This window comes from Cupriavidus sp. PB-02, assembly GCF_058252315.1.
The window spans coordinates 1,681,614-1,697,884 of sequence record NZ_CM177695.1; the positions used below are offsets into that span (position 1 = coordinate 1,681,614).

Genomic DNA, 16,271 nt, shown 5'->3' on the forward strand with positions numbered 1-16,271 from the left:
GCCATGCCGTCCTCCAGCCCGCTCTCCCGTGCCACGCTGCCCGCGCGCAATGCGCGCAGCATGCTCGACTTGCTCGCGTCAGCTTGCGCGGGCAGCCCGGGTCCCGCGCCGTGGATGCATTCGCTGAAGGTGTTCGGCGCCGCGATGCTGGCGCTCTACGTGGCGCTGGCGCTCGGCCTGCCGCGGCCCTACTGGGCCATGGCCACGGTCTACCTGGTGTCCAGCCCGCTGGCCGGCGCCACCCATGCCAAGGGCACCTACCGCGTCATCGGTTCGCTGCTGGGCGCCGTGTGCGCGGTGGCGCTGGTGCCATTGATGGTCGACGAACCCGTGCTGCTGATGGCGGCGATCGCGTGCTGGACCGGCACTCTGCTCTACCTGTCCTTGCTGGAACCGGCGCCGCGCAACTACATCTGCCTGCTGGCCGCGTATACGCTGCCGATCGTGGCACTGCCGACGGTATCCAACCCGGCGAGCGTCTTCGACATGGCGCTTGCCCGCATCGAGGAAATCGTGATCGGCATCGTCTGCGCCAGCGTGGTCAGCGCGGTGGTGTTTCCCGCCAGAACGACGCCGGCGCTGGCCGCGCGCGCCGGCGCCTGGCTGGTCCACGCCTCGCGCTGGGTCAGCGACATGCTGGTCGCCGGTGCGAGTGCGGCGCAGCGCCATGACAGCTTTAGCCTGCTTGCCGCCGATATCCTGGCGATGGAAACACAGATTGCCCAGCTGTCTTATGAATCCGACGGCGCAGCGACACTGCGGCGCGCACGGGCCCTGCACCAGCGCATGACGGCCATGCTGCCGCTGGTGCTGGCACTTGCCGATGCTGCCAGCGCCTTGCGCCGGCATCCCGCGGGCATGCCCGACACCGTCGCGCAGCGAATGCGCGCCACCTTGGCATGGATCGCCGGCGACCAAGGCGCGTGCCGGCCTGTCCCTTTCCCCTATGCGCCGGGCACGGCACAGACCGAGCCCGCGGACTGGCACGCACAGCTGGTCACGGCTACCAGTACCTACCTCGATGAGCTGGCCGACCTCTGGCACGACTGCCGCCTGCTGCAGGCCAGCCTGCGCCAGGGCGGGAACGAGTCCGCCGCCCTGCGCTATCGCGTGGAACCCGCCGGCCAGGCACGGCACCATGATCACGCCCGGCTGCTAATCCGCACTGCCACGGCTGGCACGGCCACGTTCGTGGCGGGCCTGCTGTGGATGGTGTCGGGCTGGCAGGACGGCGCCGGCCCGGTCGGCTTGGCCGCCCTCGCCAGTTGCTTCATTGCCACCACCGAGGAGCCGCGGCTGGTTGCCGGCCGGGTAATCGCCTGGAGTGTCGCCTGTACGCTGCTGTCCTGGTATTACCAGTTCGTGGTGCTGGCGCTAGCGCATGACTTTGGCTCGCTGGCCGCCCTGCTGTTCGGCCCCTACCTGTTCATCGGCGCGATGACGACGCAGCCGCGCTTCGCGCTGTTCGGGGTGTTGCTGGCGGTCACGGCGGCGTCGTTCCCAGGGCCGCAGCACCTGGATGCCGCCAGTTTTGCGAACATCTTCAACAGCAGCCTGGCGAGCCTGGCAGCGCTGGCCTTCGCCGCATGGTGGGCCGTGCTGATGCAACCCTTCGGCCAGCAGCTGGTGGCGTACCGGCTGGCCAGGGCCAACTGGGACGAGATCGCGCTGGCCGCGCATCCGCGCGCGCCAGTCAACAGTGCCCGGCTGCGCGGGCGCATGCTGGACCGGCTGCTGCGCCAGTGGCCACCATTGACACGCCGGAATAGTCCGACTGGCAAGCAGGCCGACAGCGCCGTCGCCGACTTCCTGGTCGAGTCCGCCGCGCTCGCGCTGCGGCGCGCCTGCGCAACCCTGCCGGCGCCGCGCAGGCGCGCCGTGGAGCGGGTGCTGGCAGGCGTCGCGCGCCACTACCGCCAGTGCGCGCGTGCGGGCCATGCCTCCACGCCCGCGCCGGCCCTGGCCGCGCAGGTCGAAGCAGCCTTCGCGGCACTGCCCGCGACGGGGCACGGCAGCCTCCGCCCGACGCTGGCGGCGCTCGCCACCATCCGGCTTGCCCTGTACCCACAGACCGACGGAGACCGCCATGCACGCCACTGAGTTCGACCTGTACGGCGTATTCGTGCCGGCCACCGTGGTGTGGATGCTGGCCGCGTTCGCCATCACCGCCGGCGCGCGCGCCGTACTCGCCCGGATCGGCTTTTACCGCATCGTGTGGCACCGGTCCCTGTTCAATTTTTCGCTCTACATCCTCGTACTCGGCGCGATCGTCGCGCTCGTCTGGCAGGCTCCATCATGAAACGCAAGCTTTCGCTGCTCGGTCCCGCCGCGGTGACCCTGGTGGCCGTTGCCGCCGCGGCGCTGACCGCCTGGCAGCTATGGCGGTACTACACCGAAGCCCCCTGGACGCGCGACGGCCATGTGCGCGCGGACGTGGTCCAGGTGGCCCCGGACGTCTCCGGCCTGGTCACGGCCGTACTCATCGGCGACAACGCCCGGGTGCAACGCGGCCAGGTCCTGTTCGTGGTCGACCAGGACCGCTTCACCCTGGCATTGAGGCAGGCGCAGGCTTTGGCGGCATCCACGCGCGCCGCGCTGGTCCAGGCCCGGCGCACCCGGGCGGGCGCCGCCGACACCGTGGCAGCCGCCCAGGCGCGCGTGGAAGAAGCCGACGCAGCAGTGGAAGTGGCAAGGCTCAACCTGGCCCGCTGCCGCGTGACCAGCCCGGTGGACGGCTACGTCAGCGACCGCCTGCCGCGGGCGGGCGACTTTGCCACCCGCGGCAAGCCCGCCTTGTCGGTCGTGGCCAGCGGCTCGCAGTACGTGGAGGGCTATTTCGAGGAGACCAAGCTGCCCGCGATTCGCGTCGGCAGCGCTGCCGAAGTGCACATCATGGGCCAGCGCGCGCCCCTGCGCGGGCATGTGCAGAGCATTGCGCCCGGCATCGAGGACCAGGACCGCAGCAGCGGGCCGAACCTGCTTCCCAGCGTCAGTCCGACCTTCAACTGGGTACGCCTGGCGCAGCGCATACCGGTGCGCATCGCGCTGGACCCGGTGCCGCCCGGGGTACATCTGATCGCCGGCCAGACCGCCTCGGTCCGCATCCGGGAGCCGCGCGAATGAGGCAGCCCCTGCACCGCCCGAACTGTTCTGCTGCCAGTTCCGTCAATTTGTGCGCCTGCCGGGCAGGCATCCGTCCCTACCATGGACGCCATGGCAGGGGCACCCGGCTGCCGCGCCCCGCCTCCACGCCATTGTCCAGGGAGATTCGCCATGCAAGCCGCGCTTGTGCAAGAAGTGCCCGCCGCCTCCGGCCCCCACAGCCTTGAGGCGCTCGTACCGGACCAGGCATCGGCCGCATGCCGGGACCAGTTGGGCCGTCCGCTGCGCGACCTGCGGCTCTCCGTGATCGACCAGTGCAACTTCCGCTGCACCTACTGCATGCCCAAGGAACGCTTCGGGCGCGACTATCCGTTCCTGTCGCCCCAGCAACGCCTGTCTGATACGGAGCTGCTCGGGATCGTGCGCGCCTTTGTCAGCCTTGGCGTGCAGAAGGTGCGCCTGACCGGCGGCGAGCCGCTGCTGCGCAAGGGTATCGAGTCGCTGGTCGAAGGCATTGCCGCCATGCGCACCCTCGACGGCGGCCAGGTGGAGGTGGCCATGACCACCAATGGCAGCCTGCTCGCCCGCAAGGCCCGCTCGCTGCGGGACGCGGGCCTCGGCCGGGTCACGGTGAGCCTGGACAGCCTGGACGACGGCATCTTCCGCGCCATGAACGACGTGGAGTTCCCGGTCAGGCGCGTGCTGGAGGGGATCGAGGCGGCGTGCGCGGCGGGGCTGGCGCCGGTCAAGGTCAACTGCGTGGTCGAGCGCGGCACCAATGACGCGCAGGTGCTGGCGCTGGTCGAACACTTCCGCGGCAGCGGCGTCACGCTGCGCTTCATCGAATACATGGATGTGGAAGGTCCGAGCGCGTGGTCACAGTCACGCGTGGTCCCCTCCGAAGAGATCCGCGGCATGGTCGAGCGCGCGCATGCGCTGGTGCCGATAGCCCGGCGGGACGGCGAGACCTCCAGCAACTATGCGCTGGCGGACGGCAGCCTGAAGCTCGGCTTTATCTCCAGCGTGTCGCACCCCTTCTGCGGCGATTGCACGCGCGCGCGCGTTTCGGTCGACGGCCGGCTCCACCTGTGCCTGTTCGCCACGCGTTCCGTCGACCTGCGCCGGCACCTGTCTGCCGCCCGCCCGGCCGAAGCCGTGGCCGATGCAATCCGGCAAGCGTGGCAGGCACGCAGCGACCGCTATTCCGAGCTGCGCGCGACCCGCGTGGCCAGCGGCAAGCGGCAGTACCCCACGGTGCGCATGTCGCTGGTGGGCGGCTAAGCCGCTGGGGCGCAGGTCTCAGGCTGTATCCGGGAAAACTTGCGCGGCAAGCTCCGCACCGGCTTGCGACAGGCTGGCGTGGCCGCGGCCTTCCTCGTCGGTCTCAAAGTCGGCCAGTCCGGCGGCCTGGAGCTGCGTCAGCACGCGCCGCAGCACGCTCATCGGCAGTTGCGCCCGTTTGGCGATCTTGGCGAGCGACCATGGGCTGGCGCCGCCCTCGCGGCCGGCCTGGCACAGGACCTGGAGGACTGCGAGGATGGCGGGATCGATATCAGTGTCTTGCATGGTCCTGGTTGTCCTCATCCGACTGGCGGCCGCGCGCAAGCAGGTGCTGGGCGATCTTGCCCAGCGTGTGCACGGCGGACTCGATGTCTTGCGACCACTCCCCGCTGTAGTTCAGCCGGATGCAGTTGCTGTAAGTGGCGCCGGGCGCGAACATATGCCCCGGCGCAACGGTGATGCGATGCTCCAGCGCGGCGTGGTACATCTCCATGGCATCGATGCCCTCCGGCAACTGCACCCACAGTACATAGCCCCCCGCAGGCCGCGAGGTAGTGGTGCCCTCGGGGAAAAACCGGCGCACTGCAGCGGCCATGATGTTGGCCTGCTGAGCATAGTTCTTGCGCACCCGCCTCAGGTGGAAGTCGTAGCCATCGTTCTTCAGGAACTCCGCGATCGCCAGTTGCGGGATCGCAGGCGTCGTCAGCGTATTGAGGAACTTGAGCCGTTCCACCGCTTCGCGGTAGCGGCCCGGCAGCGCCCAGCCGATCCGGTAGGCATTGGTCAGCGTCTTGGAGAAAGAAGCGCAATGCAGCACGATGCTGGCCGTGTCGTAGGCCTTCAGCGAGCTGGGATGGGCCTCGCCATAGTAGAGCTCGCCGTAGACGTCGTTCTCGATGACCGGGATATCCTTCCCGGTCAGCATGGCCACCAGGCTGCGCTTCTTGTCATCGGGCATCTGGAACCCGAGCGGGTTCTGGAAGTTGGGCATCACCATGCAGGCTTTCACGCCCTTCTCGTCGATCAGTCGCGCCAGCGCGTCGATATCGATCCCCTCCACCGGATCGGTCGCCACCTCGATGGCGCGCATGCCCAGGCGTTCGATCGCATGGAGCATCGCGTAAAAAGTCGGGGACTCCACCGCGATCGTGTCGCCCGGCCTGGCCACCGCCTGCAGGCAGAGGTTGATGGCCTCGGTGGCACCGATCGTGACGATCACCTCGTTGGGATCGATGGCGTAGCCGTTCTCCAGATAGCGGCGCGAAATCTGCCGGATCAGCTCGGGGCTGCCGGGCGGCAGGTCGTCCAGCATGGTCCACTTGGCATAGCGGCGCGCGATATTGTTGGCGTACTGGTTGATGCGCTGCCAGGGAAACAACGAAGGGTCCGGATAGGGCGAACCGAGCGGTACGGCGTCATCGGAACGGATCGAGCGCAGCGTGGACAGGACCAGGGCGCTGACGTCCACCGCCGAAGGCTTGGCACTGGGCTTGGACGGCCGCAACTCGATCGCCGGCTCGCCCGGCCGCGCACGCACAAAGTACCCGGACTGTGGCCGGCTTTCGATAATGCCGCGGCTCTCCAGCATGACATAGGCCCGGATCACCGTCGTGATGCTCATGCGGTGGTGCTGGCTTGTCTGCCGCACCGAGGGAATCCGCTCGCCGGGCAGCAGGACACCCTGTTGCACCAACGCCTCGATATCCGCAGCCAGTTTTTCATATAGCTTCACGCCGCGCCCCCCTTGCCTGCCGTTTCCCTTCCGCCCGCGCCGGGGCTGCCCTCCAGCGGGCTGCCGTCAGCTGCGCCAACGATGGGAATCATAGTATGGCTGCGGCACATGATGGAGTTGCCCGGCGCTGTGCGGCCCCACGCGCACAAAGCCGCTGGAGCGGACCGCGTAGCCATCGGTGGCGCTGCGGTCCGCCGCCTGCGTGTCGATGACCGCGGCGAGCGCCTCGTCGAAGCTCAGCATGCGGCGCCGCCCTCAGGAGCGCCCGGGGATTGCGCATCGTTGCCGACGCCCAATGCGGCGCCGGTATAGTCGACATAGCCGTCCTTGCGGCAGAAGCTGAGCAGGTGCAGGCCGGCCTGCTCCGCGATCCGGATCGCCAGCGAGGTCGGCGCCGAGATCGTGGCGAGCATCTGGATATTCATGCGTGCCGCCTTGCGTACCAGTTCATAGCTGGCGCGACTGGACAGCAGCACGAAGCCGTCGTCCATCGCCACGCGCTGCATCGCCAGGTGGCCGATCAGCTTGTCCAGGCCGTTGTGCCGGCCGACATCCTCGAAGACATGCAGGATCTCGCCGCGCGCATTGCACCAGGCCGCGGCGTGGACGCCACCGGTGGCCCGCATCAGCCGCTGGTGCGACGGCAGCGCCGCGACGGCGCGCTCGATCAGTTCGCGCGACGGCGTCAGCCGCTTTGCCGGCAAGGGCATGCGCGCGGGCTCCAGGTCGAGCAGCTCGATGCTTTCGATGCCGCAGACGCCGCAGCCGGTGCGGCCCGCCAGCGCGCGCCGGCGTGACTTCATGGCGGCAAAGGCATGCTCGCTGATCTGCAGTTGCACTTCGGCGCTGTGCCGGTGCACGCGCACGTCGACGTCATAGATCTGTGCGTTGCGGCTGACGATGCCCTCGGTCAGCGAAAAACCGACCGCGAACGCCTCCAGGTCCAGCGGCGTTGCCATCATCACGGCGTGTGAGATGCCGTTGTACACCAGGGCGACCGGGAGTTCTTCCGCCACGTTGTCGGTGGCCTGCCGCGCCGCGCTGTCCTTGTGCCGCACGATGCTGCGCGCTTCATAGCCTGAGTGTTCGATCAATTCGGTGCAATGCATGGAAATCTCGCGAAGGTTGATGGCACACCGGCTCGGGGAGCGCGCACCAGGCCCTGGCCCGGCCGGGCGCCGGGCTTTCTGTCCAAACTCATGGCTCTGTAGCTGCGGTCAGGCCGCCGCCGCAGGTTGGCGACGGGACGGGGTCAGCAACACTGGGACCGACTTCGATGTAGGCGTGCCGCAGCCATCGCCAGTGCTTTCCAGCGGCACCAGCGGATTGGTTTCGGGGTAGTACGCGCCCAGGCACCCTTGCGGAATGTCATATTCGACGAGCGCGAAGTCCTCGACATGGCGTTGCACGCCGTCATCCCAGACACTGGTGATGTCCACGTGCTGCCCTGCCTTCAGGCCTAGCCGGGCCAGGTCGGCGGGATTGATGAAGACCACCCGGCGCAGGCCGAACACGCCGCGGTAGCGGTCGTCCAGGCCATAGATCGTGGTGTTGTACTGGTCGTGCGAGCGCGTGGTCATCAGCACCATCAGCTTGTCGCCATACTGCTCGCGGGCACGGTGGATGGGGGTGTCCTTATCGATGCGATTGACCAGGAACTGCGCCTTGCCCGACGGCGTTTGCCAGACGCGGTTGCGCGACGCGGGCGTCAGGTGGAAACCTCCGGGCACGACGACGCGCTCGTTGTAGTTGTCGAAGCCCTCGACGACCTGCTCGATGGCATCGCGAATGCGCGCATAGTCCTGCGCGTACCACAGCCAGTCGATCTTCTCCGAGCCGAGCGTGGCCGCGGCCATGCGCGCGACAATGGCAATCTCCGACAGCAGTTGCGGCGACGCCGGCGCGTTCATGCCAAAGGAAATATGGACCATGCAGACCGAATCCTCGACGGTCACGCCCTGCGGCACGCCGTCCTGCTGGTCGATCTCGGTGCGGCCCAGCGTGGGCAGGATCAGCGACGCCTTGCCGTGCACCAGGTGGCTGCGGTTGAGCTTGGTAGCGATGTTCACGGTCAGATCGCACTGGCGCAACGCCTCGAAGGTGCGGGGCGTGTCGGGCGTGGCGGTGGAGAAATTGCCACCCAGGCCGATGAAGACCTTGACCTTTCCCGCGAGCATCGCCGAGATGGTGTTGACCACGTCATACCCATGCTTGCGCGGCGGCTCGAAACCAAAGGCGGCCCCCAGGCGGTCCAGGAAGGCATCGTCCGGCTGCTCCTCGATGCCCACCGTGCGGTCGCCCTGCACGTTCGAATGCCCGCGCACCGGCAGCAGCCCGGCACCGGGGCGCCCGATGTTCCCGCGCATCATCATCAGGTTGGACAGGATCTGCACCGTCGGCACCGAATTCTTGTGTTGCGTCAGGCCCATGCCCCAGCATGCGATCACGCGCTTGCCCCTGGCGTAGACCTGGGTCAGTGCGTCGATATCCTCCTGCGATACGCCCGACTCCGCGATGATGTCCGTCCAGCTTTCCGCGCGCAGGTTTTCGACAAAGTCGCCGAAGCCGATGGTGTGCTCGCGTACGAAGTCGACGTCGATCAGGCGCGCGCGGCCGTGCCTTACCGCATCGTCGTCCAGCTCGACCAGGCGCTTGGCGATGCCCTTGATCAGCGCAAAATCGCCGCCCAGCGTGGGCTGCACGAACATCGAGGCGATCTTCGTGCTGGAACCGGTCAGCATCTCCACCGGGTGCTGCGGGCTGGTAAAACGTTCCACCCCGCGTTCGCGCAGCGGATTGATCGAAACGATGGTGGCACCGCGCCGCGCGCACTCGCGCAGTTCGCCCAGCATGCGCGGGTGGTTGGTCGCCGCGTTGTGGCCGAACAGCAGGATGGTGTCGGCATGCTCGAAGTCGTCCAGCACCACGGTCGCCTTGCCCACGCCTATCGTCAGTGGCAGGCCGCGGCTGGTAGCTTCGTGGCACATGTTCGAGCAGTCGGGGAAGTTGTTGGTGCCATAGGCACGCACGAACAGCTGGTAGAGGAACGCGGCCTCGTTGCTGGCACGTCCCGACGTGTAGAAGGCGGCCTGGTTCGGGTCCGGCAGTGCGCGCAGGTGGTGCCCGATCAGCGCAAAGGCCTCGTCCCAGGCGATCGCGCGGTACTTGTCGGTCTGCGGGTCGTAGACCATGGGGTGCGTCAGCCGTCCGTGCTGCTCCAGCTCAAAATCCGTCTGCGCCATCAGCGACGTGACCGTGTGCTGCGCGAAGAATTCCGGCGTGACGCGCATGCTGGTGGCCTCGGCGGCCACGGCCTTGACGCCGTTCTCGCAGAACTCGAAGGTGGAGGCGTGCTGCCGGTCCGGCCACGCACAGCCGGGGCAGTCGAAGCCATCCGCCTGGTTCTGCTTGAACAGCATCTTGTACTTGCCACCGGCAACCTTCTCCTTGATCAGGTTGATGGCAACGTACTTCAGGGCACCCCAGCCGGCGGCGGGGTGAGTGTAGGGGGCGATGTGGCCTTTTTCAGGTGTCGGGGAGCTCATTGCGTGGTGTCCTGTAACCGCTGGAGCCGCGTCCGGCCCGGCCCGTGGGTTGGGTCCGGATGGTTGCGGTGACACCAGATTAGGGCTCCCGGGTGTGTCCGGGTACGTACAAACTGCAGCCTGACCGGGGAGCACAGTCCCATTCGGGCCAGACGCCGCCTCGTTTGATGACCTTCGGTCTCGCCATTGAAAACTTTCCCGGAACGCCTCGGGTCGGGAGCCGGCCGGTTCTGCGCGCTGCATGGTGCGGAACGATTCGCCTTGGGCTGACACGAACCATGACAGGGCCGTGGAAATGTTGAGCCCGTCCGGCGGCGGCAAGCTCACATTCCCGGCCATTCACGGGGACTTTATCCTGCAGGAGGGCCGATATGAACGCAACGGCAAAACTCATCCCGTCAACTGAACTGGCGCGAGGCAACCCCATCCGGTTGCCCAATGAAAGCGCGGAGTATCGCAAGGCGCGCAATGCGCTGCTTGCAGAGGAGATCGAGCTACGGCGCCACATTGAGCGCGTGGCCGAACAGCGCCGCAAGCTGCCCCCAGGCGGCGAGGTCACCAAACCCTACACCTTCCAGGGCGAACACGGGCCGGTCAAGCTTGCCGAGCTGTTTGGCGACAAGGACACGCTCGTCATCTACAGCTATATGTTCGGACCGCAGCGGGAACAGCCTTGCCCCATGTGCACGTCGATAATGGCATCGTGGGATCACAAGGTTCCGGACATTGAGCAGCGCGTGGCGCTGGCGATGGTTGCTCGCTCGCCCATTGATCGTCTTATGGCGGCCAGGAAGGCGCGGGGCTGGACCAAGCTGAAGGTCTACGCGGACGTCGACGGCAATTTCACCCGCGACTATGTCAGTCGCGAGGATGCCGATGTCCCGGGTTACACGGTGTTTACGCGGCGGGACGGCAAGATCCGCCATTTCTGGAGCGGTGAGATCTACGGCGTCCCGTCAGACCCCGGCCAGGACCCACGCGGCGCGCCGGATCTGGACCCGCTGTGGACCCTGCTGGACACCACGCCGGAAGGCCGCGGCACCGACTGGTATCCGGAGCTGGAATACCCGGGGAAGAATTAGCGTCTGCAACGTCGGCGGCGAGACGAAGTCAACGTAAGGGCCCCTCCCCTGCGCAGTCAGCCACCGACGCGGGCCGCGTCTCCAGCCGGCTGCCTGCCACGCAGGCACAGCCCCCTGAGCGTCGAACCTGCCAGCCGCCACCATGATGGCCGCATCGCGGCGCGCGGCGACTGGCACGGCTGCGCCGGCGCCGTGTCGGCCGACACTTCCGCTTGCAGCGCGGGCTGCGCAAGGACGGCGTACCCGCTGTACTGGGCCAGCAGTTCCTCGCGACTGACTTCCTGCTCCCCGCCGCCCCAGCCTGGCAGCGCGACGAGAAACCGTTCGTGCTCGCGGCGCTGTAACAGTACGCAGGGTTTGCGCTTGTCCAGCAACAGGATGGCCGGCAGCGAGCTATCCGGGATCCCGTCGAGATCCCGCTCCACCAGCCAGGTCGACACCCCAGCGCGCGCCGCCGCGGCGAAGAGCAGCGGCAGCGTCATGCCCTGCCCTTTAAGCGGCAGCCCTTCGAGCAGAACTGCGGACGGAACCGGCCGGTGCAAGGCCCGGTTCAGCAACAGCAGGCTGCCCAGCAGCGGATCATCCGCACCCGTCAGCTGGTCTATGGCGGCAGCCGGCTCCCCGCGGCCAGCCATGAGGGACAAGTTGGAGGTCCCTGGATGCGCGGCGGGCGTGGTCTTGATTCGCTGTGTCCGCCGCCACGGCGTTGATGCGCCCTCTATGTCTTGTGCCGGCGCCTCGCATAGCGCAAGGCCAGCCGACTCGTGCCCTCCGCACGGATTCCCTTCACCCATGACTCCCCCCGGTTTCAGTGGTGTGATCTTTGCTACGAGCGTAGTGCATCGGCAAGCGCGGGCCCATCATTCGAACAGGCTAGAAGTACAGCCGGGCAAGACTGATTCAGCGCTGAAACACGCCGCTGGCTTGCCGGCGGCGGCTTGGTCCAAGCGCCTTACTGCAGCGTTCCGGGAGGTACTACGGTCCAGCCTGAAGCCCCGCTCGAGGTCGTCCTGCGCTGACTCCTGAGGACACCGTTCTCGTCGAACTCGAAAAGGACCGTCGACGAGCGGATCTCGCCTCCGGAAAACAGCGGGCCAATGAATGGAATAAAGCTCTCAGGGTTAGGCCTGGAGGTCGCAAAGGAATAGATCAGTATCGTGGCTCCGTTTTTCAGCGTCGTCTGGGATGAGGGCTTCCCGAGCTGGGTGGTAACGTCGTCAAGCGTCGAGAAGCCGAGCATGAAGTTCGACATATGCTCCGGTTTCACGTCGACGCCTGTCGATACACAGGCAACCAACATGACGCAAGTCACAATCAGTGCGTGAGCACGCTTCATGTCGACACCGCCGTACTTTTTGTGCCGTGACTGAGAACGTGCTGAAGGCCTTGATGCCAGCCCGGCCGCGCGATGCGTCCGGCACGCTGTTCATCAAAGAATACAACTTTGCTGACTGCAGTTCCGAACCCCGGCCTGACCGGTCACGTAGACTGAATCGCCTATACCGCCCGCAAAAATAGACGAAACGGTAAGCGAGGTAGAAGCTTTGGCAAGCTGCGCAGACCTCGCAGCCCCCGCGAATGACATAGACAGATCTTCAATCAAAAGCGCAAAAAATAGATAGTCTGGTAATTCGGGTAGAAACTCTGGTAAGCTCCGGAGCACCCCAGAACCCCACCAACCACCCCTGATATGGCCCATGCGCCACTCGGCTACGACGCCCTGATCCGCAAGTTCGGCCTGCGCGTCCCGCCTCTGCGCTCCACCTCCGCCCTGGCCGACAAAACCGGCGTTCTCAGCACGCACACCGGCCCGGACGGCACCACGCGCACCGTTTATCCCAGGAACCGCTACCGCGGCGGTGACACGACCGTCGACCACCTGACCTTCGCGTTGAAGAAGGAACAACTGGACCTGACCGTGCTCGCGGCCCTGTTCGAGCACGAGGAGGCGGTGGAGGCGGTCCGGGCGTGGCTGGCGGCGACGCCCTCCTCCCGTTATGCGAGGTTGAGCGCGTTCTATGCAAAATGGCTCGCCGGCGCGCAGTTCGATTACAAGCTGCCCACCGGCGCGCCCCGGATACTGGCGCTCGACGAGGCTGAGTACGTGACCGGCCCGGTGACGACGGACCTGCAGTTCGGGATCCAGAACAACCACCTGGGCCCGGCCGCCTTTTGCCCGCTGGTGCGACGCACCGGGAAACTGGCGTCGTTGATTGCCGCCGATCTCCCGGGCCGGGTGTCCGCGGCAATCAAGCGGCTGGAGCCGGAATTGCTCGCACGCGCGGTCGACTACCTGTATCTCGCGGAAACACGATCGACCTATTCCATCGAGCACGAGGTTCCCGATAACCAGCGGGTCGCCAAATTCCGGCGCTTGCTCGAGTACGCCGGCGAACCGGGCCGTCTCACCGAAGAGCGCCTGTGCGAATGGCAGAACGAAATCATCTCCGGGCTGCGGGCTGAATACGCGTTTCGCGATACGCAGAACTGGCTCTCCCGCGGCGGGCGCATGCGCAATATCGCGGACTACATCCCTCCGCCGCCGGAACAACTCGACGCGATGATGGATGGGATTGCCACGGTCGCCGAGCTTGCGCCGGCACAGGCGGCCAACCCGATCGTGATCGCGGCTTGCGTGTCTTTTGGCTTCGTGTTTGCGCACCCGTTCTACGATGGCAATGGCCGGCTCCATCGATTTCTCATCCATCATCTGCTGCGCCAGGCCGGTGTCACGCCCGAGGGTGTGGTGCTGCCGGTGTCCGCGCGGATGCTCAAGCAGATCGATATTTATGCGGCGCTACTGAAGTCCTACTCTGCGCCGCGCACGGCTTTGCTCAACTACGCGCTGGACTCGGACAGCGACACGATCCTGATCAAGTCGCCGCAGCCTTGCTGGCTCTACGCGTCCTTCGATGCGACGGCGCTGTGCGAATTCGTCTTCGAGTGTATCGAGCAATGCGTGGAGCAAGACCTCGCGCAGGAGATCCAGTACCTGCGCGCCTACGACGCCAGTGTCACGCGCCTGGAAAGCTGGCTCGACCTGCGCCAGTCACGCCTGTCCAACCTGATCGACCTCATTGTCCAGAACCACGGCGAGCTGTCGAAGCGCAAGCGCAAGCTGTTCGAAGACGTCACGGACGATGAACTCGCACGCATCGAGAGCGTGGTGCGCGACGAGTTTGCCGAATATCTCGATCTCCACGCCAACGCCTGACTGGCCGGGCATCACGCCCGATCCTCGCCCTGTCCTTAATACGCGGAGCGCACACACGCTCACTGCGCGCGCATTGCGCGAGAGACGGAAAGGCAGCCAGCCCAGTCATCTTCTTCCTATATCGATGTCGGCGAGTCACCGACAGCGAGCGTGCCGGCGAGACACTAGTATCCAGATACAAGTCGGCCGCCAGCGCCCCCATCCTGATGCCGCGAACGGCATCAGGGCCACGCTGCGCACCTCGCAACCCGAACAGGAAGAACAGCCATGGACCGCCGCCAGTTTCTCAAATGGGGAAGTTTCCTGACCGTCTCCATTGCCACCGGCGGCCTGGCCGCTTGCGGTGGCGGCGGCGACGATCCGCCCGACACGGGCAATCCGGAGAACTTCGGTTTCCTGCATGGCGTTGCCTCGGGTGACCCGAAGCCGGACAGCGTGGTGGTGTGGACCCGCATCGAGGGCAACAACGGCAAGCGGCCGGTGGTGGTGCGGCTGCAGGTGTCGACGCAGCAGGATTTCGCGCCGTCGAGCCTGCTGGTCAACGAACCGCTGATGGCGCTGCCGGAGTGGGACTACACGATCCGCAACAAGGTCACCGGCCTTGACGCGGGCACGCGCTACTACTACCGCTTCCTGCTGGGCAACCGCCCCAGCACCGTGGGGCGCACGCGCACCGCGGCCGCCGCCGGCACGCCCCTGGCGCAGCTGCGTTTCGCCTTTGTCAGCTGCCAGGACTGGAATGCCAACCACTGGGCCGGCATGGAAGAGCTGATGCAGCAGGATCTGGACTTTATCGTCCACGTCGGCGACTACATCTACGAGGCCGTGCCGGGTGGCTCGCGTGCCGGCAACGTGGAGGATCGCCATACTGTGCTGACGTTGCCCAATGGCACCCCGCTGCCGGATGGCAGTGTCTACGCCACCACGCTGGACGACTACCGCTACCTGTACCGCAGCTATCGCAGCGACGCACGCCTGCAGGCGTTGCATGCCGCGTTCCCGATGATTGCCATCTGGGACGACCACGAGTTCTCGGACAACTGCTGGCAGGATCGCCAGACCTACGATTCGGACGATGACCTGACGCCACACACCGCACGCCGGCGCGCGGCCAGCCAGGCGTGGTTCGAATACCTGCCGGCAGACGTGAGCCTGGACACGAACAACCCGTCGTTCCAGAACATCCAGATCTATCGCGCCTTCACCTTCGGCAACCTCGCCACGCTGCTGATGACCGACGAGCGACTCTATCGCGCCGACCACATCATCCCGGAAGAATCCACCGGCCGCGCGGTCGGAAGCCTGTACTTCGTGCCGGCGGCAATGCTGGCCGCCGCCGAGGCAGAGAAGATCGCTGGCGCCGGCAATGCGCTGACGCCGGTTTCGATGCTGGGCGACACGCAGCGCGCGTGGTGGCAGGACCGCGTCGGCGGAGCCAACACGACGTGGAAGCTGTGGGGCAACCAGTTGTCGCTGCTGCGCATGCAGGTCGACGTCACCCAGGCGGTGGCGAACCTGATCGCCCGGGGGCTGGTGCTGGCAAACAGCGCCCTGTCTTCACTGCAAGCCGCGATTGCCGACGCGCTGGCGAGCGACCTGCGTGCCGCCAAGGCCGCCGGCAGCTATGCCAACCTCGCATACACGGCGCTGCGCAACGTGCTGTCGCAGGCCGGCATCGACGCTGCCGCCTTCGATGCGAACATCAAGCCGTTCATCGAGAGCCGGCTGCCGGCCATCGCGCTGCTCGACCGCTTTATCCTCAATGCCGACCAATGGGATGGCTACAACGCCGAGCGCAAGAACCTGATGGCCTTCCTCAAGGCCAACAGCGTCCGCAACGTGGTGGGGTTGAGCGGCGATATCCATGCCTTCTTTGCCGGGCAGGTCATGGACGACTACGATGCCGCGACGCAGGCACCCGTGATGGTGGACCTGGTCACCGCCGGGCTGTCGAGCAACTCGCTGCTCAGCGGGTTCCGCGCGATCGTGGACAACGACCAGGCCTTCGCCGCGCTGCGAGAGCTCGTTTACAGCAATGTCGGCGGCGCGGTGGTGAACACCTTCGATGCCACCCTGCGCACGTTCAATCCGTGGCTCCGCCACGCCGATTCCAACACGGAGGGCTATGCACTGGTCACGCTGACGCCGGACAAGCTCAGCTGCACCTTCCATACGCTCAAGCCGCTCGACGGCGGCATCGCGCCTGCCCTGCCCGCTACGGCGAGTACGAAGGTGCTGGAGGTGGCCGCAGGCACGCCGGATGTGAGTGTGCTGTAGTGCCGGGAGTGGCGGGGTGGCCGGCGCCACCATCCTGT

14 protein-coding genes are annotated in these 16,271 nt (G+C 66.5%); 7 read left to right on the forward strand and 7 right to left on the reverse strand.

The genetic code is table 11. From position 1 onward, the window contains the following. Positions 1-3 precede the first annotated feature (3 nt). From AC10V3_RS28455 to moaA, 4 genes are all read left to right on the forward strand, one after another. A complete protein-coding gene (locus AC10V3_RS28455; RefSeq protein ID WP_490923813.1) occupies positions 4-2,100 on the forward strand; it encodes an FUSC family protein in 2,097 nt (698 codons plus the stop codon). Continuing rightward, positions 2,087-2,299 (forward strand): DUF1656 domain-containing protein, encoded by a 213-nt coding sequence (locus tag AC10V3_RS28460; protein WP_490923814.1) that lies wholly within the window; start codon positions 2,087-2,089, stop codon positions 2,297-2,299. The genes AC10V3_RS28455 and AC10V3_RS28460 overlap by 14 nt, the downstream gene beginning before the upstream one ends. Then, positions 2,296-3,123 carry an HlyD family secretion protein gene (locus tag AC10V3_RS28465; RefSeq protein WP_490923815.1) on the forward strand — a complete coding sequence of 276 codons (828 nt, stop codon included), beginning with the start codon at positions 2,296-2,298 and terminating at the stop codon, positions 3,121-3,123. The genes AC10V3_RS28460 and AC10V3_RS28465 overlap by 4 nt, the downstream gene beginning before the upstream one ends. A 150-nt stretch (positions 3,124-3,273) precedes the next feature. Further along, positions 3,274-4,383: a GTP 3',8-cyclase MoaA gene (gene moaA, locus AC10V3_RS28470; RefSeq protein WP_490923816.1), complete on the forward strand. Its 1,110-nt coding sequence runs from the start codon at positions 3,274-3,276 to the stop codon at positions 4,381-4,383. Between the two features lie 18 nt (positions 4,384-4,401). Here moaA and AC10V3_RS28475 read toward each other — a convergent pair whose 3' ends face one another. The 5 genes from AC10V3_RS28475 to AC10V3_RS28495 all read right to left on the reverse strand — a co-directional run bounded on the left by AC10V3_RS28475 (position 4,402) and on the right by AC10V3_RS28495 (position 9,660). Next, entirely contained in the window at positions 4,402-4,668 is a 267-nt protein-coding gene (locus AC10V3_RS28475) for a helix-turn-helix domain-containing protein (RefSeq protein ID WP_022538711.1), read from the reverse strand. Next, positions 4,655-6,115 carry an aminotransferase-like domain-containing protein gene (locus AC10V3_RS28480; RefSeq protein WP_022538712.1) on the reverse strand — a complete coding sequence of 487 codons (1,461 nt, stop codon included), beginning with the start codon at positions 6,113-6,115 and terminating at the stop codon, positions 4,655-4,657. The genes AC10V3_RS28475 and AC10V3_RS28480 overlap by 14 nt, the downstream gene beginning before the upstream one ends. A gap of 66 nt (positions 6,116-6,181) precedes the next feature. Then, positions 6,182-6,358 (reverse strand): hypothetical protein, encoded by a 177-nt coding sequence (locus tag AC10V3_RS28485; protein WP_022538713.1) that lies wholly within the window; start codon positions 6,356-6,358, stop codon positions 6,182-6,184. Continuing rightward, positions 6,352-7,224, reverse strand: coding sequence for a formate dehydrogenase accessory sulfurtransferase FdhD (gene fdhD / locus AC10V3_RS28490; RefSeq protein ID WP_490923817.1), 873 nt, complete (start codon positions 7,222-7,224; stop codon positions 6,352-6,354). Before fdhD ends, AC10V3_RS28485 begins: the two co-directional genes overlap by 7 nt. A 108-nt stretch (positions 7,225-7,332) precedes the next feature. Next, positions 7,333-9,660, reverse strand: a complete 2,328-nt coding sequence (locus tag AC10V3_RS28495; protein ID WP_490923818.1) for an FdhF/YdeP family oxidoreductase — start codon at positions 9,658-9,660, stop codon at positions 7,333-7,335. A gap of 371 nt (positions 9,661-10,031) precedes the next feature. On the opposite strand from AC10V3_RS28495, the gene AC10V3_RS28500 reads away from it, so the two are divergent. Further along, positions 10,032-10,742 (forward strand): DUF899 family protein, encoded by a 711-nt coding sequence (locus AC10V3_RS28500; protein WP_022538716.1) that lies wholly within the window; start codon positions 10,032-10,034, stop codon positions 10,740-10,742. A 56-nt stretch (positions 10,743-10,798) separates the two neighbouring features. On the opposite strand, the gene AC10V3_RS28505 is transcribed toward AC10V3_RS28500, so the two are convergent. Beyond that, positions 10,799-11,377, reverse strand: coding sequence for a cysteine peptidase family C39 domain-containing protein (locus AC10V3_RS28505; RefSeq protein WP_022538717.1), 579 nt, complete (start codon positions 11,375-11,377; stop codon positions 10,799-10,801). Between the two features lie 317 nt (positions 11,378-11,694). After that, positions 11,695-12,078 (reverse strand): hypothetical protein, encoded by a 384-nt coding sequence (locus AC10V3_RS28510; RefSeq protein ID WP_022538718.1) that lies wholly within the window; start codon positions 12,076-12,078, stop codon positions 11,695-11,697. Positions 12,079-12,432: 354 nt separating this feature from the next. Between AC10V3_RS28510 and AC10V3_RS28515 the strand changes: the two genes are divergently transcribed. Further along, the gene (locus tag AC10V3_RS28515) at positions 12,433-13,956 is read left to right on the forward strand and encodes a Fic family protein (RefSeq protein ID WP_022538719.1); all 1,524 of its coding nucleotides are present in this window, start codon (positions 12,433-12,435) and stop codon (positions 13,954-13,956) included. A 267-nt stretch (positions 13,957-14,223) separates the two neighbouring features. Next, complete coding sequence (locus AC10V3_RS28520; RefSeq protein ID WP_022538720.1) at positions 14,224-16,233, forward strand: alkaline phosphatase D family protein; 2,010 nt, start codon at positions 14,224-14,226, stop codon at positions 16,231-16,233. Positions 16,234-16,271: the final 38 nt, after the last annotated feature.